The organism is Rhodobacter sp. SGA-6-6 (assembly GCF_011043545.1).
GTDB lineage: Bacteria > Pseudomonadota > Alphaproteobacteria > Rhodobacterales > Rhodobacteraceae > Pseudogemmobacter.
The window spans coordinates 131,436-151,816 of sequence record NZ_JAAKGP010000002.1 but is presented as its reverse complement, the minus strand read 5'-3'; the positions used below and the strand labels follow the sequence as shown (position 1 = coordinate 151,816).

General features: G+C 70.1%; 20 protein-coding genes. 8 read left to right on the top strand and 12 right to left on the bottom strand.

Annotation, left to right across the window (positions count from 1 at the left end):
- Positions 1-33 precede the first annotated feature (33 nt).
- The 4 genes from bhcB (at position 34) to G5B31_RS03990 (ending at position 4,318) form a co-directional block, all read left to right on the top strand.
- Positions 34-1,002, top strand: coding sequence for a beta-hydroxyaspartate dehydratase BhcB (bhcB, locus tag G5B31_RS04005; protein WP_165014038.1), 969 nt, complete (start codon positions 34-36; stop codon positions 1,000-1,002).
- An 11-nt stretch (positions 1,003-1,013) separates the two neighbouring features.
- Positions 1,014-2,177 carry a 3-hydroxy-D-aspartate aldolase BhcC gene (bhcC, locus tag G5B31_RS04000; RefSeq protein ID WP_165014036.1) on the top strand — a complete coding sequence of 388 codons (1,164 nt, stop codon included), beginning with the start codon at positions 1,014-1,016 and terminating at the stop codon, positions 2,175-2,177.
- A 76-nt stretch (positions 2,178-2,253) separates the two neighbouring features.
- Positions 2,254-3,213 carry an iminosuccinate reductase BhcD gene (gene bhcD / locus G5B31_RS03995; protein WP_165014034.1) on the top strand — a complete coding sequence of 320 codons (960 nt, stop codon included), beginning with the start codon at positions 2,254-2,256 and terminating at the stop codon, positions 3,211-3,213.
- Positions 3,214-3,343: 130 nt separating this feature from the next.
- Entirely contained in the window at positions 3,344-4,318 is a 975-nt protein-coding gene (locus G5B31_RS03990; protein ID WP_165014032.1) for a type I glyceraldehyde-3-phosphate dehydrogenase, read from the top strand.
- Between the two features lie 109 nt (positions 4,319-4,427).
- On the opposite strand, the gene G5B31_RS03985 is transcribed toward G5B31_RS03990, so the two are convergent.
- The 12 genes from G5B31_RS03985 to G5B31_RS03930 all read right to left on the bottom strand — a co-directional run bounded on the left by G5B31_RS03985 (position 4,428) and on the right by G5B31_RS03930 (position 16,560).
- On the bottom strand, positions 4,428-5,195 hold the full coding sequence (locus G5B31_RS03985) for a potassium channel family protein (protein ID WP_205911800.1): 768 nt from the start codon (positions 5,193-5,195) through the stop codon (positions 4,428-4,430).
- Complete coding sequence (locus G5B31_RS03980) at positions 5,192-7,525, bottom strand: aldehyde dehydrogenase family protein (protein ID WP_165014030.1); 2,334 nt, start codon at positions 7,523-7,525, stop codon at positions 5,192-5,194. Before G5B31_RS03980 ends, G5B31_RS03985 begins: the two co-directional genes overlap by 4 nt.
- Positions 7,522-7,752, bottom strand: coding sequence for a hypothetical protein (locus tag G5B31_RS03975; RefSeq protein WP_165014028.1), 231 nt, complete (start codon positions 7,750-7,752; stop codon positions 7,522-7,524). Before G5B31_RS03975 ends, G5B31_RS03980 begins: the two co-directional genes overlap by 4 nt.
- A gap of 3 nt (positions 7,753-7,755) precedes the next feature.
- Positions 7,756-8,754, bottom strand: coding sequence for a deoxyribose-phosphate aldolase (gene deoC / locus G5B31_RS03970; RefSeq protein WP_394352116.1), 999 nt, complete (start codon positions 8,752-8,754; stop codon positions 7,756-7,758).
- Between the two features lie 91 nt (positions 8,755-8,845).
- Positions 8,846-9,217, bottom strand: a complete 372-nt coding sequence (locus tag G5B31_RS03965; RefSeq protein WP_165014026.1) for a Na+/H+ antiporter subunit G — start codon at positions 9,215-9,217, stop codon at positions 8,846-8,848.
- Entirely contained in the window at positions 9,214-9,483 is a 270-nt protein-coding gene (locus tag G5B31_RS03960) for a monovalent cation/H+ antiporter complex subunit F (protein WP_165014786.1), read from the bottom strand. Before G5B31_RS03960 ends, G5B31_RS03965 begins: the two co-directional genes overlap by 4 nt.
- On the bottom strand, positions 9,483-9,977 hold the full coding sequence (locus G5B31_RS03955) for a Na+/H+ antiporter subunit E (protein ID WP_165014024.1): 495 nt from the start codon (positions 9,975-9,977) through the stop codon (positions 9,483-9,485). The genes G5B31_RS03960 and G5B31_RS03955 overlap by 1 nt, the downstream gene beginning before the upstream one ends.
- Before the next feature lie 13 nt (positions 9,978-9,990).
- Positions 9,991-11,454, bottom strand: coding sequence for a monovalent cation/H+ antiporter subunit D (locus tag G5B31_RS03950; RefSeq protein WP_165014022.1), 1,464 nt, complete (start codon positions 11,452-11,454; stop codon positions 9,991-9,993).
- Positions 11,454-11,795 (bottom strand): Na+/H+ antiporter subunit C, encoded by a 342-nt coding sequence (locus G5B31_RS03945; RefSeq protein ID WP_165014021.1) that lies wholly within the window; start codon positions 11,793-11,795, stop codon positions 11,454-11,456. Before G5B31_RS03945 ends, G5B31_RS03950 begins: the two co-directional genes overlap by 1 nt.
- On the bottom strand, positions 11,796-14,573 hold the full coding sequence (locus tag G5B31_RS03940) for a monovalent cation/H+ antiporter subunit A (protein ID WP_165014019.1): 2,778 nt from the start codon (positions 14,571-14,573) through the stop codon (positions 11,796-11,798).
- Positions 14,574-14,718: 145 nt separating this feature from the next.
- On the bottom strand, positions 14,719-15,327 hold the full coding sequence (locus G5B31_RS03935) for a nucleoside/nucleotide kinase family protein (protein ID WP_165014017.1): 609 nt from the start codon (positions 15,325-15,327) through the stop codon (positions 14,719-14,721).
- A gap of 309 nt (positions 15,328-15,636) precedes the next feature.
- Positions 15,637-16,560, bottom strand: coding sequence for a DMT family transporter (locus G5B31_RS03930; RefSeq protein ID WP_165014015.1), 924 nt, complete (start codon positions 16,558-16,560; stop codon positions 15,637-15,639).
- Positions 16,561-16,667: 107 nt separating this feature from the next.
- On the opposite strand from G5B31_RS03930, the gene ade reads away from it, so the two are divergent.
- From ade to G5B31_RS03910, 4 genes are all read left to right on the top strand, one after another.
- Positions 16,668-18,377: an adenine deaminase gene (gene ade / locus G5B31_RS03925; RefSeq protein ID WP_165014013.1), complete on the top strand. Its 1,710-nt coding sequence runs from the start codon at positions 16,668-16,670 to the stop codon at positions 18,375-18,377.
- Positions 18,374-18,724: an arsenate reductase (glutaredoxin) gene (gene arsC / locus G5B31_RS03920; RefSeq protein WP_165014011.1), complete on the top strand. Its 351-nt coding sequence runs from the start codon at positions 18,374-18,376 to the stop codon at positions 18,722-18,724. The genes ade and arsC overlap by 4 nt, the downstream gene beginning before the upstream one ends.
- Positions 18,725-18,973: 249 nt before the next feature.
- On the top strand, positions 18,974-19,738 hold the full coding sequence (locus G5B31_RS03915) for an SDR family NAD(P)-dependent oxidoreductase (protein ID WP_165014009.1): 765 nt from the start codon (positions 18,974-18,976) through the stop codon (positions 19,736-19,738).
- Complete coding sequence (locus tag G5B31_RS03910) at positions 19,735-20,376, top strand: SGNH/GDSL hydrolase family protein (protein ID WP_165014007.1); 642 nt, start codon at positions 19,735-19,737, stop codon at positions 20,374-20,376. Before G5B31_RS03915 ends, G5B31_RS03910 begins: the two co-directional genes overlap by 4 nt.
- The last annotated feature ends 5 nt before the right edge of the window (positions 20,377-20,381 follow it).

The following is a 20,381-nucleotide window of genomic DNA, read 5'->3' as shown; positions in this document are numbered from 1 at the left end:
GGGATACTTATGGACAGATGAAAGGGGTTGGCCGTGAAAGACCTGAACGGATTGATCGTTCCCACCTTCGATGACGTGCTGGCGGCTCATGAGCGGATCGCGCCTTATATCCACCGGACGCCGGTGCTGACCTCCTCCTATCTGAACGACCTGACCGGGGCGGAGCTGTTCTTCAAATGCGAGAACTTCCAGAAGGCCGGGGCGTTCAAGGTGCGCGGCGCCTGCAATGCGGTGTTCGGGTTGAGCGATGAGATGGCGGCCAAGGGCGTGGCGACGCATTCCAGCGGCAACCATGCGCTGTCGCTCAGCTATGCCGCCGGGCAGCGGGGGATTCCCTGCCATGTGGTGATGCCGCGCACGGCGCCGCAGGCGAAGAAGGACGCGGTGCGGGGCTATGGCGGCCAGATCACCGAATGCGAGCCTTCGACGTCGAGCCGCGAGGCGGTCTTCGCCGAGGTGGAGGCGCGGACCGGCGCCGAATTCGTCCATCCCTACAACGACCCGCGGGTGATCGCCGGGCAGGGGACATGCTCGCGCGAACTGCTGGAGCAGGTGGAGGGGCTGGAGGCCGTGGTGGCGCCGATCGGCGGCGGCGGCATGATCTCGGGCACCTGCCTGACGCTGTCGACCCTCGCGCCGGGGGTGGAGGTCTTCGCCGCCGAGCCGCTGAACGCCGATGATGCGGCGCGCAGCTTCCGCGCCGGGCATATCATCGCCGACGACGCGCCGGAGACGGTGGCGGACGGGCTGAAGGTGCCGCTGAAGGACCTGACCTGGCACTTCGTCAGCGGCCATGTGAAGGACGTGCTGACCGCGACCGAGGAGCAGATCGTCGACGCGATGAAGCTGATCTGGAAGCGGATGAAGATCGTGATGGAGCCGTCGAGCGCCGTTCCCCTGGCCTGCATCCTGGCCAACCGCGAGCGGTTCCGGGGGCGGCGGATCGGGGTGATCGTGACCGGGGGCAATGTCGATCTCGACCGGCTGCCCTGGATGAAATGAGGGGACAGGACATGAACAAGCAAACGAATTTCGAGGGTCTGGAAGTGGGCTACGACATCCCCGCGCTGCCGGGGATGGACGAGGCGGAGATCCAGACCCCCTGCCTGGTGCTGGATCTGGATGCGCTGGAGCGCAACATCGTCAAGATGGGCGATTATGCCAAGGCGCACGGGATGCGCCACCGCGCCCATGGCAAGATGCACAAGTCGGTGGACGTGCTGAAGCTGCAGGAACGGCTGGGCGGCGCCGTCGGCGTCTGCTGCCAGAAGGTCTCGGAGGCCGAGGTCTTCGTGCGCGGCGGCATCAGGGACGTGCTGGTCTCGAACCAGGTCCGCGACCCGCTGAAGATCGACCGCCTGGCCCGCCTGCCGAAGCTGGGAGCCAGGATCATCGTCTGCGTCGACGATGTGGCGAACGTGGCCGACCTGTCGGCGGCGGCGGTCCGGCACGGCACGCAACTGGAATGCTTCGTGGAGATCGACTGCGGTGCCGGGCGCTGCGGGGTCAAGACCACGCCGGAGGTGGTGGAGATCGCCAAGGCCATCGACGCCGCGCCGGGGCTGAAGTTCACCGGCATCCAGGCCTATCAGGGCGCGATGCAGCACATGGACAGCTACGACGACCGCAAGGCCAAGCTGGACGCCGCCATCGCGCAGGTGAAGGATGCGGTCGCGGGGCTGAAGGTGGCGGGGCTGGAGCCGGAGCTGGTCTCGGGCGGCGGCACCGGCAGCTATTATTTCGAAAGCAATTCGGGGGTCTACAACGAATTGCAATGCGGCTCCTACGCCTTCATGGATGCCGACTACGGCCGCATCCACGACGCCGAGGGCAAGCGCATCGACAAGGGCGAATGGGAAAACGCGCTGTTCATCCTGACCTCGGTGATGAGCCATGCCAAGCCGCATCTGGCGGTGGTCGATGCCGGGCTGAAGGCGCAGTCGGTAGACAGCGGGCTGCCCTTCGTCTATGGCCGCGACGATGTGAAATACATCAAGTGCAGCGACGAGCATGGCGTGGTCGAGGACCCGCAGGGCGTGCTGAAGGTCAATGACAAGCTGAAGCTGGTGCCGGGCCATTGCGACCCGACCTGCAACGTGCACGACTGGTATGTCGGCGTGCGCAACGGCAAGGTCGAGGCGGTCTGGCCGGTCTCGGCCCGCGGCAAGGCCTATTGAGGATACGATTTTTCGACGAAAAATCGGGCCCCGGCAACAGGCTGGGGCCCGGGACGGATTGCCGGAAAGGACTGCCATGCTGATCGTTCCCGAGGCGCTGATCGCCTCGCTCGTCTCGCCCGAGGATGCCTTCGCGGCGGTGGAGGCCACCTTCGCCGCCATGGCCCGGGGCGAAGCCTACAACTTCCCGGTGGTGCGCGAGGCGCTCGGCGGCGGGCGGCAATACGGCTTCAAGTCGGGGCTCGACCGGGCGGGAGGCCAGCTGGGGGTGAAGGCGGGCGGCTACTTTCCCGGCAATGCCGAGAAGGGGCTGATCAATCACCAGTCCTCGGTCTTCCTGTTCGACCCCGAGACCGGGCGGCCGCAGGCGATGGTGGGCGGCAACCTCCTCACCGCGCTGCGGACGGCGGCGGCGAGCGCGGTCTCGATCGACCGGCTGGCGCGGCCGGAGGCCAAGGTGCTGGGGATCGTCGGCGCCGGCCATCAGGCCGGGTTCCAGTTGCGGGCGGCGGCGCGGGTGCGGCGGTTCGAGCGGGTGATCGGCTGGAACCTGCACCCCGAGATGCTGCCCCGCCTCGGCGCGGTGGCGGCGGAACTGGGGCTGCCATTCGAGGCGGTGGACCTGCCGCGGATGCGCGAGGCGGATGTGATCGTGACCATCACCTCCTCGCCCGCGGCCAGCCTGATGGCGGCGCATGTCTCGCCCGGCACGCACCTGGCCTGCATGGGCACCGATACGGTGGGCAAGCAGGAGGTGGAGCCGGCGCTGCTGGCCGGGGCGTCGGTCTTCGCCGACGAGGTGGCGCAGTCGGTGACCATCGGCGAGGCGCAGCACGCGGTGGGGTCGGGTGCGCTGGCGGAGGCGGCGATCACGCCCATCGGCCAGGTGCTGGTGGGGGCGCATCCGGGGCGCCGCTCGGCCGGGGAGATCACGCTTTTCGACGGCACCGGCGTCGGGTTGCAGGACCTTGCCGTTGCCGCCGTCGCGGTGGCGCGGGCGCGCGAGCGCGGGATGGGGATCGAGGTCCGGGTCTGATCCCGGCCTTTCCTCCTGCGCCTCCGTCCCCGGCGGATTGTGACGGGCACAAGTTTTGATCAAAGCCCTGTTGATGCGGCGGCCCTGCCGTGGTGAGACTGCGCTGACGGCGGCGGGAGGGCGATCTGCGATGCGGGTCTTCATCAACGGCTTCGGGCGGATCGGCCGCTCGGTCTTGCGGGCCTGGGCGGGGGCGCCGGGCCGCTGGCCGGGGCTGGAGATCGTCGGCATCAACGACATCGCCGCGCCGGAGATGTGCGCCTATCTGTTCGAGTTCGACTCGGTCTTCGGCCCGTGGAAAGGCAAGGTGGCGCTGGAGAACGGCGCGCTGGTGGTGGACGGCCGCGCGATCCCGCTGCACCGGACCGGCGACATTTCCACGCTGGACCTGAAAGGCACCGATCTGGTGATGGAATGCACCGGCCGGGCCGACACGGCCGAGGTTGCCGGGCGCGGCCTGCGGGCGGGGGCAGCGCGGGTGCTGGTCTCCGGCCCCTCGGCCGCGGCGGAGCTGACGGTGGTCCTCGGCGCCAACGAGGAGCGGCTGGGGGATCAGCGGATCGTCTCCAACGCCTCCTGCACCACCAACGCGCTGGCGCCGCTGGCAAAGCTGATCCATGCGCAATGGGGCATCGTCACCGGCTCGATGACCACGGTGCATTGCTACACCGGCAGCCAGCCGGTGGTGGATGCCCCGGCCGCTGACTATGCCCGCAGCCGGGCGGCGGCGCTGTCGATGGTGCCGACCACGACTTCGGCCGCGCGGCTGCTGGATTGCGTCCTGCCCGAGGTGGCGGGGCGGATCGTGGCGCAGGCGGTGCGGGTGCCGGTGGCAAGCGTCTCCTGCGTCGACTTCCACCTGATGCCCGAGCGGCCGGTCACGGCGGATCAGGTCAACGCCGCCTTCCGGGCCGCCGGCGGCGTGATCGGCGCGACCGACCGGGCGCTTGTCTCCACCGACCTGCGGGCGCGGCCGGAGTCGGTGGTGATGGCGACGCCTGAGACCAAGGTGACGCCGCAGGGGATGCTGCGGGTCTTCGGCTGGTATGACAACGAGTGGGGCTTCTCCAACCGGATGCTCGACATGGCCCTGCGGATGGACTGAGGCCGGCGTTGGAGCCTCCGGCGGGAGTATTTGGGCCAAGATGAAGCGGCTTTTCCTTCATCTTGGCCCAAATACTCCGGGGGTGCGGGGGCTGGCCCCCGCCACGGGGTCAATCGAGCCCGTCGTCGGGGATATTGAGCAGCGTCCCGCAGGCCTTGCAATGCACGGCGTCGTGGTCGTGGCGGCGCAACCCGCAGCGGGGGCAGGGGAAATGCGCCTTCCGCGGCCGCAGCGCCACCTGCACCAGCCGCAGGAACAGGCTGATGCCGACGATCATGATCAGCACCGACAGCAGCCTGCCCCAGGTGCCGACCAGCGTCACGTCGCCGAAGCCGGTGGTGGAAAGCGTGGTGACGGTGAAGTAGAGCGCATCGACATAGTCGCCGATGCCCTCGTTCACGCCGGACTGGGTCTCGTAGACCAGCGCAGTCATGGCGAAGAGGAAGATCAGCAGGTTGGCCCCGGCGCGCAGCATGTCCTGATGGCGGCGGAAGCCGGGGATGTCGTCGCCCAGCTGGTCCAGCGTCTGCGGCGAATGCAGCACGCGGTAGAGCCGCAGGACGCGCAGGAAGGCCAGCCCCTCGCCCCAGATCGGGAACAGGAGCGAGACGATCACCAAGAGGTCGGCGATGCCCCAGAGGCTGAACAGCTCGCGCAGCGGGCGGCGCGCGATCAGCAGCCGCGCCAGCAGGTCGGCCAGGAAGATCAGCCCGATGGCGATGTCGATGCCGATGTTGGCCGGCCCGCGCGGCAGGAAGGAGCTGGCGACAAGGTAGCAGACCGTCGCCAGGTCGAAGGCCAGCAAGCCATAGCGGAAGCGGTCGCCCGCCTCGCCGTGGCCCTCGTAGAGCTCTCGCAGGCGGGTGCGCGGGGTCATTCGCCGTAGGGCACCCAGACGGTCTTCACCTCGGTGGCGCGGGCCAGGAATTCGCGCCCCTCGCCCTGAGTCCGCCAATCGCGGGACTGGCCGTTGGCGACCCAGGTGCGCTTCAGGTTGCCGGTGCTTTCCTTCTCGATCAGCGCCGCCGGAGTGCCGTCGAAGGCCCAGATCGCGTCCACGTCCATATGGCCGGCCAGCGGCTTGGCGATGTCGGCATGGCTGCCGGTCAGAATGTTGACCACCCCGGCCGGCAGGTCCGAGGTCTCCAGCACCTGATAGAAATCGGTCGCGGCCAGCGGGAAGGGGTCGGAGGCGGCAAGGACCACGGTGTTGCCCATGGCGATGGCCGGGGCCATCAGCGAGATCAGGCCGAGGAGCGGCGTCTCGTCGGGGCAGAGCGCGGCGATGACGCCGACGGGTTCGTTCAGCGCCAGGGCGAGGCCGCGCATCGGCACCGGCTTCGCGGCGCCTTCGTATTTGTCGGCCCAGGCGGCATAGGTGAACAGGCGCTGGATCGACGCCTCCACCTCGGCCTTGCCGTCCTTGCCGGTCATCTCCCGGATCCGGGCGGCGAATTCCGCGCCGCGGGCGGAGAGGTTCTCGGCGATGTAGTAGATCACCTGCGCCCGGTTGTGCGCGGTGGTCCGGCCCCAGCCTTTCGCGGCCTGGGCGGCCTCCACCGCGTTGCGCACGTCCTTGCGGTTGGCCAGGCCGACATGGCCGAGGAGGCGGCCCCGCGGCGACCAGACGGCGCGGGAATGGCCGCCGTCCGGGCGGGCTTGCTTGCCGGCGATGAACAGCTTGGCGGTGCGGTCGATGCCGTCCACCTGCGGGTCGCGCGGTTGGGGGACGGCGGGGATGGCTTTCAGCGGCCGCGCCCTGCGGGAGGGTTTGAGGTAGGCCGTCAGCCCCTCCCAGCCGCCCTCGCGGCCGAAGCCGGATTCGCGGACGCCGCCGAAACCGGCGGCGGCGTCGAACATGTTGGTGCCGTTGACCCAGACCACGCCGGCGCGCAGCTTCGGTGCCACGTCGAGGGCGAGGTTGATGTTCTCGCTCCACAGGCTGGCGGCCAGGCCGTAGCGGGTGTTGTTCGCCAGTTCCACCGCCTCGGCCGGGGTGCGGAAGGTCATCGAGACCAGCACCGGGCCGAAGATCTCCTCCTGCATCAGCCGCGAGGCGGTGGAGAGGCCGGTGATCAGCGTCGGCGGGTAGAAGCAGCCCTGCGGCACAGGGGTGGCGGCGCGGTAGATGTCGCCGTCCGAGGCGTCGACCAGCCGGGTGATGGTGTCCAGCTGGACCGGATCGACGATGGCGCCGATGTCGATGCATTTGTCCAGCGGGTCGCCGATCCGCAACCCGTCCATCCGGCGTTTCAGTTTCGCATGGAAACGGTCGGCGACGCCCTCCTGCACCAAGAGGCGGCTGCCGGCGCAGCAGACCTGGCCCTGATTGAACCAGATCGCATCGACCAACCCTTCCACCGCCGAGTCGAGATCGGCGTCGTCGAAGACGATGTAGGGCGACTTGCCGCCGAGTTCGAGCGTCAGCGCCTTGCCCTGTCCGGCGGTGGCTTCGCGGATGCGCTTGCCGACCGAGGTCGATCCGGTGAAGGCCACCTTCGCCACGCCGGGATGGGCGACCAGCGCCGCCCCGGTGTCGCCGTCGCCGGTGACGATGTTGAGCACGCCCTTCGGCAGCCCGGCCTCGCGGGAGATTTCCGCGAAGAGAAGCGCGGTGAGGGGGGTGTATTCGGCGGGTTTCAGCACCACGGTATTGCCGGCGGCCAGCGCGGGGGCGACCTTCCAGGCCAGCATCAAGAGCGGGAAGTTCCAAGGGATGACCTGCCCGCAGACGCCGAGCGGTTCCATCCCGGGCTTTTCCGAGGCCAGAAGCTGGGCCAGCCCGGCGTGGTAGTAGAAATGCCGCGCGACCAGGGGGATGTCGATGTCGCGGCTTTCGCGGATCGGCTTGCCGTTGTCCATCGTCTCCAGCACGGCGAAGAGACGCGAGTGCTTCTGCACCAGCCGGGCGAGGGCGTAGAGCACTTTCGCCCGCTCGTGCCCCGGCGTCCGCGCCCATTTCGGGAAGGCGCGGGCGGCGGCGGCGACGGCCTTGTCCACCGTGGCGGCGGAGCCCTGCGACACCTGCGCCAGCACCGCGCCGGTGGCGGGGTTCCGCGTCTCGAACGGGTCCTCCGCCGCGGTGAAGCGGCCGTCGATCCAGTGGCCGAAGCGGCCCTCGTGCTTCGCCAGCCAGGCCAGCGCCTCGGTGTCGGCCTCGGGCGCGGGGCCGTAGGACATGGCGTCGAAGATTTCCTGGATGGTCACTTCAATGCCCACTTTCGACCTGAGAAGGTCAGTTTCGTTGCGCCTCTGAGATTCTGAGCTGCCCACCGCATGTCATATTGCCAAGTATAGAATAGGTCGCCGGAGCCTTCGAGTTCCTTGCGAAAGTTTGCCCAGATATACTTGGCAACTTCTACGATTGAAGCTTCGCCTCCGGTGGCGCGAATCGCTTCAATGACCCAATTCTCTAGATCAGCTTTCGTGGCCATCATTTATCCTATCGCGTGGCGGTGGCCGGCCGAGTAATGGCCGGTCAGGTGGTGTTCCAGCTGCCGCTCGATGTCGCCCAGAAGCGAGGAGGCGCCGAAGCGGAACAGGTCGGGGTAGAGCCAGTCGTCGCCGAGTTCGTCCTTCATCAGCGCGAGGTAAAGCAGCGCGTCCTTGGCCTTGGAGATGCCCCCGGCGGGCTTGTAGCCGACCTTGATGCCGGTGCGGTCCTGGTAGTCGCGGATGCAGCGGATCATGGTCAGGCTGACCGGGAGGGTGGCGTTCACCGCCTCTTTCCCGGTGGAGGTCTTGATGAAATCTGCGCCGGCCATCATGCAGACCAGCGAGGCGCGGGCGACGTTGCGCAGGGTCTGCAGCTCTCCGGTGGCGAGGATCGCCTTCACATGGGCGTCGCCGCAGGCCGCGCGCATCTCGCGCATCTCGTCGTAAAGCGCCTGCCAGTCGCCGGTGAGGACGTGGCGGCGGGAGATCACGATGTCGATTTCCTGCGCGCCGGCCTTCACCGACTCGCCGATCTCGGCGATGCGCAGATGATATGGCGACAGCCCGGCGGGGAAGCCGGTGGAGACGGCGGCGACCGGGATGCCCGATCCCTCCAGCGCCTGCACCGCGGTTTCCACCATCTCGTGGTAGACGCAGACGGCGCCGACGGTCAGGCCGGGCATCCCGAGGGCGTCGAGTATCTCGGCCCGCACCGGCTGACGGGCCTTGGCGCAGAGGCGGCGGACGCGGCCGGGGGTGTCGTCGCCGGAGAGCGTGGTCAGGTCGATCAGGCTGATGGCCTTCAGCAGCCACGCCGCCTGGAAGTCCTTCTTGACGCTGCGGCGGCCGCCCAGCGTGGCGCAGCGCCGTTCGATGGCGCTGGTGTTGGCCTGCACCGAGGCCACCCAGTCGAGGTCAAGCGCCATGCCGGGGTTGCGCGGATGGCCCTGCCGGGGGGCAAGCTGCGGCAGGAGGCCCGGGTCGGCCTTGGTCGGGGTCAGGGTCTGCAAGGCGGCCTCCGCTTGCCCGGACGGGCAGGGTCAGGATGCCATGCGCGGGACCGGGCTGGCAAGGGCGGGCCTGACCGGCTGGTCAGGTTTTGCCGCCCGGCGGATCGGGGGTGAAGCTGGCCCAGTCGCTGCCGGTTCCGGGCGGCGGCAGGCTGTCGCGCGGGATGTCGCGGAAGAGATGCACCTTGGCCAGGAACAGCGCCGACAGCGGCGCGGTGGAGAAGAAGAACACCGCCACAAGGATTTCGCGCAGGGCGAGGCGGCCCTCGGCCAGCCAGACATGGAAGGCCACCGCCACCAGCGCGGCGCCGACGCCCAGCGTGGTGGCCTTGGTCGGCGCGTGCAGCCGCTGCATCCGGTCCTTCAGCCGCAGGAGGCCGAAGGAGCCGATCAGGCCGAACAGCCCCCCGGCGACCAGCAGCAGGGCGACGACGATCTCGGCCAGCGCGGTCATTCGACGATGCTCCCGCGCAGCAGGTATTTGCAGAAGGCCATGGTCGAGACGAAGCCGGTCATGGCGAAGATCACCGCCGCCTCGAAGCTGAAGACCGAGCCGGAGCGGGCGCTGTAGAGGATGACCAAGGCGGTGACGTTGACGGTCATGGTGTCGACCGCCAGCACCCGGTCGGCGAAGCCGGGGGCGGTGGCGATGCGGATCAGGTTCAGCAGAAGCGCCAGCGCGAAGCAGCCGATGGCGAAGGTCAGGGCGTGGTCGAGGATCATGCGAAAATCCTTTTCAGCCGGGATTCGTAGCGGGTGATGATGCCCTGCCGCACCTCCTCGGGGTCGGGGGCGTGGAGCGCGTGGACCAGGAGGACGCGGCCGTCGGCCGAAATGTCGGCGGTCAGCGTGCCGGGGGTCATGGTGATGGTGCCGGCCAGCAGGGCGACGGCCTCGGGCGAGGTCAGCGATGTGGGGACGGCGATGAAGGCGGAGCGGATGCGGTCGGGCGGCAGGAACAGCACGATCCGCGCCACCTGGAAGCTGGAGACCACCACGTCCCAGAGCACGATGCCGAGGTAGGGCAGCAGCGCCAGCGGGCGTTTCAGCCGCGGCTTCCCGGGCCACCAGGGCGCGGTCAGCAGCGGGACGGCGGTGGCGAGGGTGGCGCCGAGGGCCAGCGAGCCGAAGGTCCAGCTGTCGGCCAGCACCAGCCAGAACAGCGTCAGGAAGACGGTCAGGCCGGGATGGGGGAAGAGGCGGCGGAGAGGCATTTGCTCAGGCACCTCAGGGCAGGTCGTTGGCGAGGATATAGGGGGCGGGGTCGTGCAGGGCCTCCGCCGTGCCGGCCAGCCAGCCGGTGACGGGGCCGGCGAAGACGGTCAGCGCCGCCAGCGCCAGCAGCAGGGCGGCGGGGGCGAGGGCCTGGCTTGCGGGCAGGGCGGCGGGTTGCCCCTGCGGCTTCCAGAACAGGGCGGAGCCGGCGCGGGACAGCGCCAGCAGGGCGAGGAAGGTCGCGCCGAGGACAACCATCCAGACCGGCCAGAACGGCAGCGCCTGCAGCACCATCAGTTTGGCCGGGAAGCCCGACAGCGGCGGCAGGCCGACGGTGGCGATGGCGGCGGCGAAGAACAGCGCCGCCAGTGCCCCCGGCAGGGGCGGGGAGGCGGCGTCCAGCCCCGCGGACCCGCGGTCGCGGGCGAGGTCGGCGATCAGGAACAGCGCCGCGCCGGCAAGGGTGGAATGGATCATGTAGTAAAGCGCCGCGGTGGTGCTGGCGGCGGTGAAGGCGGAAAGGGCGGTGAAGACCGTGCCCATCGACATCACCGCGGCATGGGCGGCCAGCCGCGGCAGCGACCTTGCGCCGAGGAGGCCGACGGCGCCCAAGGCCAGCGTGACCAGCCCGGCGGGCAGGAGAAACTGGCCGATCATCCCCCCGGTCAGGGCAAGGTCGGGCGGGAAGACCAGGGTGCCGAAGCGCAGGGCGGCATAGGCGCCCAGCTTGGTCATCACCGCGAAGAGGGCCGCCACCACGCCGGGCGACTGCGCATAGGTGCCTGGCAGCCAGAACTGCAACGGCACCAGCGCCCCCTTCACCGCGAAGACCAGCATCAGCAGCACCGCCGCCACCCGTATCAGCGCATGGTCGCCCTCGGGCAGCGCGGGCAGCTTCGCCGCCAGGTCGGCCATGTTCAGCGTGCCGGTGACGGCATAGATCGTCGCCAGCGCGAACAGGAACAGGGTGGAACCGAGCAGGTTCACCGCGATGTATTGCAGCCCGGCGCGGATGCGCGGGCCGCCTCCGCCATGCACCATCAGCCCGTAGGAGGCGATCAGCAGCACCTCGAAGAAGACGAAGAGATTGAAGGCGTCGCCGGTCAGGAAGGCGCCGTTCAGGCCCATCAGCTGGAACAGCCAGAGCGCATGGAACCGCCGCCCGCGCCGGTCCCAGCCGGTGGCGACGGCCTGCGCCAGCACCACCAGCGCAAGGCCCGAGGTCAGCACCAGCATCAGCGCCGACAGCCGGTCCAGCACCAGCACGATGCCGAAGGGCGCGGGCCAGTCGCCGAGGCGGTAAAGCTGCGGCGGCCCCTCGGTCGCGGCCTGCAGCAGCGCCAGCGCGATCGCCAGCAGCGCCGCGGTGCCGCCCAGCGACAGCACCCGTCCGGCCATGCCGGACCGGCCCGCGAACAGCGACAGCGCGGCCAGCGCCGCGGGCAGCACGACGGGGGCGACGATCCAGTGCCCCATCAGCCGCGATCCTCCGGCGTGCCGGAGGCGGGGTCGGTGCCGTCGTGGCCAAGCTCCAGCCAGGCGCCGAGGGCCATCATCACGATCACCGCCGTCATCCCGAAGCTGATCACGATGGCGGTCAGCACCAGCGCCTGCGGCAGCGGGTCGGTCGGCGCCTCCACCGTGCCGACGATGGGCGCCGCGGCGGTCTTCAGCCGGCCGGCGGAGAAGATGAACAGGTTGACCGCATAGGAGAGGAAGGTCAGCCCCAGGATCACCGGAAAGCTGCGCAGCCGCAGCATCAGGTAGATGCCGACGGCGGTGAGCAGGCCGATGGTCAGGGCGAACAACACTTCCATCTACAGCTCCCGGTCCGCGGTGTGCTGCGCCAGCCGCGACAGGGTGGAGAGCGCCAGCAGCACCCCGCCCAGGACGCAGAGGAAGACGCCCAGGTCGAACAGCGCGGCGGTCGTCAGCTCGACCTCGTCCAGCGGCCAGGGGTGGATATGGGTGTATCCCGAGGTCAGGAAGGGCCATCCCATCGCCCAGGCGGCGGCTCCGGTCAGGGTGGCCACCAGCACGCCGGCGCCGATCAGGCTTTGATGGCCGAAGCGCAGACGGCGTTCGGACCAGACGAAGCCGGAGGCGATGTATTGCAGCAGGATGGCGATGGAGACCACCAACCCGGCGACGAAGCCGCCGCCCGGCAGGTTGTGGCCGCGCAGGTAGATGAAGATGCCGACCAGGATCGCCGGCGGCATCAGGAAGCGGGTGGCGGCGACCAGCATCGGCGGATGCGGGTCGCCGGCGTTGCGGGCCAGCTTCAGCCCGGCCAGCCGGTCCAGCGCGGTCCTCGACGACAGCACGGACGCGGCCAGCGCGAAGATCACCAGCGCGGCGATGCCGAGGACGGTGATCTCGCCATAGGTGTCGTAGCCGCGGAAATCGACGATGATGGTGTTCACCGCATTGGTGCCGCCGGCCCCGGGCTTCGACTGCGCCCAGTGGTAGTCCGACACCCGGGGGAAGGCCGGGTCGCGGGTCATCAGCGCGAAGGCCAGCAGGCCGGCGCCGATGCCGGCGGCGGCGGCAAGGGCGGCGTCGCGGGCGCGGCGCAGGGAAGTGCTTTCCCGCGGAGTCTCGTCCGGCAGGAAGTTCAGCGCCAGCAGCATGAGGAGGATGGTCACCACCTCCACCGTGATCTGCGTCAGCGCCAGGTCGGGGGCCGAGGCCCAGGCGAAGGCGGCCGAGAGCATCAGCCCGACGATGCCTGTCAGCAGCAGCGCCAGCACCCGGTTGCGGTGGCGGAAGGCGGTGGCGATGGCGGCGGCGGTCAGCAGGACCCAGCCGGCGAGAGGGGCGAATTCCAGCGGCAGCAGCGGCCGGTTGCCGGCGGCATGGGGGCCGGTCAGGAAGGCCCAGGCGGCCAGCGCCACGATCACCGCGGTGGCGGCGAAGATGCTGCGGGAGAGGCGGCCGTCGTTCAGGAGGTCGGTCGCCCTGCGGCAGGCGCGGGCGAGGGCATCGGTGGTGGCCTCGAACACCGCCTTCGCCTCGGGCAGCGGCGCGGCCTCCCAGACCGCCCGCAGCCGGGGGTAGAGGCCGAGCAAGACGAGGCCGCCGCCGAGGGCGGCGAGCGACATCCACAGCGCGGGCGAGGCCAGCCCGTGCCAGAGCGCGATATGGGCGTGGACCGGCGTGCCGGTCGTGGCCGAGGCGGCGGCCTCGACGAAGGGGCCGAAGACGGCCATCGGCATCAGGCCGGAGGCGATGACGATGGCAACCAGCAGGGCCGGTGCCAGCCAGAGGCCGGGGCCGGGGTCATGGGCGCGGGTTTCCATGGGCGGGCCGAGGAAGATTCCGGCCAGGAAGCGGAGGGAATAGGCCACCGACAGCAGCGCCCCCGCCAGCGCCAGCAGGGCGACGAGGGGCGTTGTCAGCGCGGCATTCTCCAGCATCGCCTCCTTCGACAGGAAGCCGTTCAGCGGCGGGATGCCGGCCATCGACAAGGCGGCGACCAGCGCGAGGACGAAGGTCAGCGGCATCGCCCGCCGCAAGCCGCCGAGTCGGCGGAGATCGCGGATATGGGTGGCGTGGTCGACAATCCCGGCCACCATGAACAGCGCGGCCTTGAAGCTGGCATGGGCGAGGACGTGCAGCATGGCCGCACTCGCCGCCGCCTTGGTGCCGAGGCCGAGGAGGAAAGTGATCAGGCCGAGGTGGCTGACGGTGGACCAGGCCAGGATCGCCTTCAGGTCGTCCCTGAACAGCGCCACCTTGGCCCCCAGCAGCATGGTCAGCAGCCCGGCCCCGGCCACCGCCACGGTCCATTCCGCCGTTCCCGACAGCACCGGCCAGAGCCGCGCCATCAGGTAGAGCCCGGCCTTCACCATCGTCGCCGAATGCAGATAGGCCGAGACCGGCGTCGGCGCGGCCATGGCGTGGGGCAGCCAGAAGTGGAACGGAAACTGCGCCGACTTGGCGAAGGCGCCCAGCAGGATCAGCGCCAGCGCCAGCGGGTAGAGCGGGCTGGCCAGGATCGCCTCGCGGCTTTGCAGGATCACCGACAGTTCGTGCGACCCGGCGATGCGGCCCAGGATCAGCATCCCGGCGATCAGCGCGATGCCGCCGCCGCCGGTGACGGCCAGCGCCATGCGGGCGCCCTGCCGGCCCTCGGGCAGGTGGCTCCACCAGCCGATCAGCAGGAAGGAGGAAAGCGAGGTCAGTTCCCAGAACACCAGCAGCAGCAGAATGTTGTCGGAGAGCACGATCCCGGTCATCGCGCCCTGGAACAGCATCAGGCAGGTCAGGAACCGCGCCATCGGCTCGCTGGGGGCAAGGTAGAAGCGGGCGTAGAGGATGATCAGCAGGCCGATGCCAAGGATCAGCCCGGCGAACATCAGCCCCAGCCCGTCGATGCGGAAGCTGGCGTTCATCCCGAGGGCGGGAAGCCAGTCGAAGGTGGCCGTGACCGGGGTGCCGTTCAGGATCGCAGGCGCGTGGGACAGCAGCCCCGCCAGCGCCAGCGCGGTCGCCGCGCCTGCCGTCAGCGCCGCCGCGCCGCGCCCCAGCCATCCCGCCAGCGCGGCCAGAATCGCGCCGAGAAAGGGCAGGGCTGCGATCAGCGCAGGCGACATGCGGGACGGGTCCTCCTCGGGCCGGATGGTGGCGGGCAGACTTGCCCGCCGGGCCGGGGAATTCAAGCCTTTCCCGGGCGTAAGGCGTGCCGCCGATGCCGGAAGAGGGCGATTTTTCGACGAAAAATCGGGGCCGCCGCGCCCGTCACAGGTTCCGCAGCGTGATCTCGGCGGGGCGGGAGCGGGTGATCACCGTCAGCGCGTTCGGCAGGTCGTTGGACTCGATCCAGTCGCGGGCGGCCTGGTCTTCGCGGCCGTGGTGCTTCCAGCGGGCGGTCAGGCGGCGGACCAGTTCCGCCTCGGGCACGTCCAGGAAGACGGTCAGGTCGAACATCGGCGCCATTGCGCGCCAAGGGTCCTCGTCCAGCAGCAGGTAGTTGCCCTCCACGATCAGGATGCGGTCCTCTGGCCCCACGATGTCGGCCCCGGCGCGGGAGAGTTCCATCGCGCGGTCGAAGATCGGAATCGCCACCTCCTCTTCCTCGCGCAGGCGGCGGAGCAGATGCAGGAAGCCCATGGCGTCGAAGGTTGGCGGCGAGCCCTTGCGGGCGCGCAGGCCGCGGGCCTCCAGCACCGCGTCGTCGTAGTGGAAGCCGTCCATGGGGACGACGCGCGCGCCGGGGGAAAGGGCCTCGGCCAGGGCGGCGGCGAGGGTGGATTTGCCCGAGGCCGGCGGCCCCGCCAGCGCGACGAGGAGCCGCCCCGGCCCCTCGGCCCGGGCGCGGATCAGCTTGGCGAGGCCGGTGGGGGTCATCCGGGGGTCCTTTCGTTTGGCTGGAGGTTAGCCGGGGCGGAGGGAAAGGGGCAAGCAGGGGGAGAGCGCATCGTGGCGGGCGGGAAAAGGCGAGGCATTGCCTCGCCCCCGCCCGTGCACAGCGGCTGTCCCCGGAGACGGTGGCAGCACGAGACCGGGAGAGGCCAGCGCCCGCCCGGGCGGGCGAGAAGCGCCCGCCGAGGGGCGGGCGGGCGCTGGCCGGGCCTTTGAGGCCCGGCCGGGAAGGTTGAAATGGCGCACTGTGGCGAAGGCACGCGCCTTCGCCAAGGAGGCCGGGCAAAGCCTGCCTCACCCCTGCAACGACATCGCCTTGCGCTGCCGCGCCCGCTCCAGACCCAGCTGCCGTTCCCGCCAGATGATCAGGATCCCCGCCGTCACCACCAGCGAGGCCCCCAGCAGCATGGTCCAGGTCGGCGCCTCGGCGAAGACGAACCAGCCGATGGCCAGGGCGAAGATCATCGAGGCATAGTCGAAGGGCGCCACCAGCGAGGCATCCGCCTCGCGGTAGCTGGAGGTCAGCAGGATCTGCCCGACGCCCCCCAGAAGCCCCGCGCCGACCAGCAGCGCCGCCTCGGCCGGCGTCGGCCAGACCCAGCCGAAGGGCAGGGTGGCCAGCGACAGCACCGAGGCGGTGACCGAGAACCAGAACACGATGGTCGCGGTCTTCTCGGCCAGCACCAGCTTGCGCACGAAGACCTGCGCCAGCGCCGAGAACATCGCGCCTCCCAGCACCACCATCGCCCCGAAGGCCTCGGCATAGCCCGCCTGGGCCGGATCCAGCACGGTCAGCCGCGGATAGACCACCACCAGCACCCCGCAGAGGCCGAGCGCGACGCAGGCCATGCGGAAGAGCCGCACCTCCTCGCCCAGAAACATCGCGGCGAAGACCACCGTCAGGATCGGCGAGGCATAGCCGAGCGCCGTCACCTCGGGCAGCGGCAGGTAGGCGAGGCCCGCGAACCCCAGCCCCATGGCGCAGGTGCCCATCAGCCCGCGCCAGAAATGGCCGAAGGGATTGGCGGTGCGGAAGCCCTGCGCCAGTTCCCGCCGCCAGGCCAGCCAGGCGACGATCACCGGGATGGCGAAGAACGACCGGAAGAACACCGTCTGCCCGGCCGGCACATGGTCGGCGGTGGCCTTGATCAGCGCCGACATGGTGATGAACACCAGCACCGAGGCCAGCTTGTAGGATATGCCGCGCAGCGGGCGCATGGGGGGCTCCTTCGATCCCGCCGATGAAGCATGGGGCGGCGGGGAAGTGCAATCCCTCTGGACCTTTGCGCCCGCCGGGGGTTCCATGGCCGGAAAGGGAGGGCGCCATGACCGTTGCGACGCAAAGACCGCTGCCGGAGCTGATCGACCAGGGCCGCGGCCTTGTTCCCGCCGACCTGGTGCTGAAGGGCGGCCGGGTGTTCGACCTGATCACCGGAGAGATGGTCGAGACCGATGTGGCGATCTGCGGCGACACCATCGTCGGCACCTTCGGGACCTACGCCGGCCGGCGGGAGATCGACGTGGCGGGCAAGGTGCTGGTGCCCGGCTTCATCGACACCCACCTGCATATCGAAAGCTCCTGCGTCACCCCGCATGAATTCGACCGCTGCGTCACCCCGCGCGGCGTCACCACCGCGATCTGCGACCCGCACGAGATCGCCAATGTCTGCGGCCTGACCGGCATCCATTACTTCCTCGACTCCGCGGCGCAGACGCTGATGGACATCCGCGTGCAGCTGTCGTCCTGCGTGCCCTCGACCCATATGGAGACCGCGGGAGCGCGGCTGGAGGCCGGGGACCTGGTCCCGCTGATGCACCACCCCAAGGTGATCGGGCTGGCCGAGTTCATGAACTTCCCCGGCGTGCTGATGAAGGACCAAGGCTGCCTGGCCAAGCTGGAGGCCTTCCGCGGCCGCCATATCGACGGCCACGCGCCGCTGCTGCGCGGGCTGGACCTGAACGGCTACATCGCCGCCGGCATCCGCACCGAGCACGAGGCGACCACGGCGGAGGAGGCGCTGGAGAAGCTGCGCAAGGGGATGCGGGTGCTGATCCGCGAGGGCTCGGTCTCCAAGGACCTGCACGCGCTGGCGCCGGTGCTGACGGAACGGCATTCGCCCTATCTCTGCCTCTGCACCGATGACAGGAATCCGCTGGACATCGCCGAGCATGGGCATCTGGACCACATGATCCGCACGGCCATCGGCCTGGGCTGCCCGCCGCTGGCGGTCTACCGCGCGGCCTCGCTGTCGGCGGCCGAGGCCTTCGGGCTGAAGGACCGCGGGCTGATCGCGCCGGGGAAACGGGCCGACATCGCGGTGATCGACAGCCTGGAAGGGTGCCATGCGGCGATGGTCTTCGCCGGCGGCGTGCTGGCGGACGACGCGGGCTTCGCGGCGCGCAAGGGGACCGAGCCGGTGGCCCGCGCCTCGGTCAAGGCGCCGAAGGTGGGGCCGCAGGACTTCCGCACCGCCGGCAACCGGGCCGAGACGCCGGTGATCGGCATCCTGCCGGGCAAGATCATCACCCCGCACCTGAGCTTCGACATTCCCCCGGTGGACGGCGACAAGCGGCCCGATCCTGCGCGCGACCTGATGAAGATCGCGGTGATCGAGCGGCATGGGAAGAACGGCAACCGCGCGACCGGCTTCGTGCAGGGCTTCGGGATGAAGGCGGGCGCCATCGCCTCGACCGTCTGCCATGACCACCACAACATCGCCGTGGTGGGGGCGGATTACGCCGACATGGCGCTGGCGGCGAACCGGCTGGGCGAGATCGAGGGCGGCTTCGTGGTGACCCGCGGCGGCAAGGTTCTGGCGGAGCTGGCGCTGCCGGTGGCGGGGCTGATGAGCCTGCGGCCGTTCGAGGAGGTGCGCGAGGCGCTGGTCGCTTTGCGCGCCGCCGCCCGCGAACTGGGGGTCACGCTGGAGGAACCCTTCCTGCAACTCGCCTTCCTGGCCCTGCCGGTGATCCCGCATCTGAAGATCACCGACCACGGCATGGTCGATGTCGACCGCTTCGAGGTGCTGCCGTGACCGCCACGATCTGGCACAACCCGCGCTGCTCCACCTCGCGCCGGGTGCTTGCCGACCTGCGGGCGGCCGGGGTGGAACCGGAGGTGGTGGAGTATCTGGCGACCGGCTGGACCGAGGCGGGGCTGCGGGCGCTGCTGGCCGAGGCGGGGATGACGGCGCGGCAGGCGCTGCGGGCGAAGGAGCCGCTGGCGAAGGACCTCGGGCTGACCGCCGAGGGCGTGTCCGAGGCGGCGCTGATCGCCGCCATGGTCGCCCATCCGGTGCTGGTGGAACGTCCCTTCGTCCGCACCGCCAAGGGCACTGCGCTCTGCCGCCCGCCGGAGCGGCTGGCCGGGCTGCTGGATTGAGCCGCTGCCGCGGCAAGCCTTATACATTGCGGCCGGCGGGAGTCCTTTGCGGCCAATGTCGCAGGCTGGGGGCGCTTCGCCCCCCAGACCCCCCGAGGATATTTAAGTCCAGAAAGAGGAGAAACCTTTGCCCCTCTTTCTGGACTTAAATATCCCCGCCGGAGGCTCCGACATCGGCCGCAAGGCGCTCCATCAGGGGGTTTTCCTTTGCCGTCAGCCCGCTAAGCTGGCGGCGGAGCGGAGGGGAACATGGTTGCCATCGTGACGGCGGGGGTCTCGGCCATCGGGCGGCCTCTGGTGCTGGCGCTGGCCCGGGCCGGGCATGACGTGGGCTTCACCCATCTCGGCGCGCCCGAGGCGGCGGCGCGGCTGGAGGTCGAGGTGGCCGCTCTTGGGCGCCGGGCCAGGGGCTGGGACAGCGACGCCGGCGACGAAGCGGCGGTGGCCGCGTTTCACGACGCGGTGGCGGATTGGGCCGGGGCGGCGCCGGAGGTTCTGGTCAACAATGCCGGCATCCAGACCTGGGCCTCGCTCCTGGACCTGCGGGCCGAGCAATGGGATGCGGTGATGCGCACCAACCTGCGCGGCTGCTTCCTGAACACCCAAAGCTTCGCCCGGGCGCTGGTGGCCGCCGGCCGGGGCGGCGCCATCGTCAACCTCGGCTCGGGCTGCAACAAGCTCGCCTTCCCGCGGCTGGTGGACTACACTGCCTCCAAGGGCGGGATCGAGCAGTTCACCAAGGTCGCGGCGGTGGAGCTTGGGCCCCTTGGCATCCGCGTCAACTGCATCGCCCCCGGCGCCATCGCCACCGAGCGGACGGCCTCGGAGGCCGGAGACTACGCCGCCACCTGGGCGAAGGTCACCCCGCTGCGCCGGGTCGGCGCGCCGGAAGACATCTGCGGCCCGCTGCTGTTCCTGATCTCGGAGGCCGCCGGCTTCGTCACCGGCCAGACGCTCTGGGTCGACGGCGGGGCGTTCAGCCAGGCCAACTGGCCCTATGAGGTGACGCCGTGACCCGCACCCTGCTGCTGTTCGGCGACAGCAACAGCCATGGCACGATGCCGATGGCGGCGCTGTCCGACACCGGGCGGTTCTCCCGCGCCGAACGCTGGGCCGGCCGGTTGCAGGCGCTGCTGCCGGACTGGGAGGTGATCGCCGAGGGCCATCCCGGGCGCACGACGCTGCACGACGACCCGGTGGAGGGGCCGCACCGCAACGGCCTGCGGGTGCTGCCAGCGCTGCTGGAGACGCACCGGCCGGTGGATGCGGTTCTGGTGATGCTGGGCACCAACGACCTGAAGGAGCGGTTCAGCGTCAACGCCGGCGACATCGCCCTGGCGCTGGAGCGGCTGGTGCGGGAAATCCGCGCCAGCGCCGCCGGGCCGGGCGGCGCCGCCCCCGGCATCCTGATGGTGGCGCCTCCGCCGATCGAAGAGGTGGGTTGCCTGGCGGAGATCTTCGCCGGCGGGGCGGCGAAATCCCGCCTGCTGGCCGCAAGGATCAGGGCGATGGCCGAGCGCAACGGCCTGCCCTTCCTCGACGCCGGGGAACTGGTCCGGGTCAGCCCGCTGGACGGCATCCATTACGGGCCGGAGGCCAACCCGGTGCTGGCGCAGGCCTTCGCCGAAGCCATCCGCCGCCACTTCCCCTGATTAGG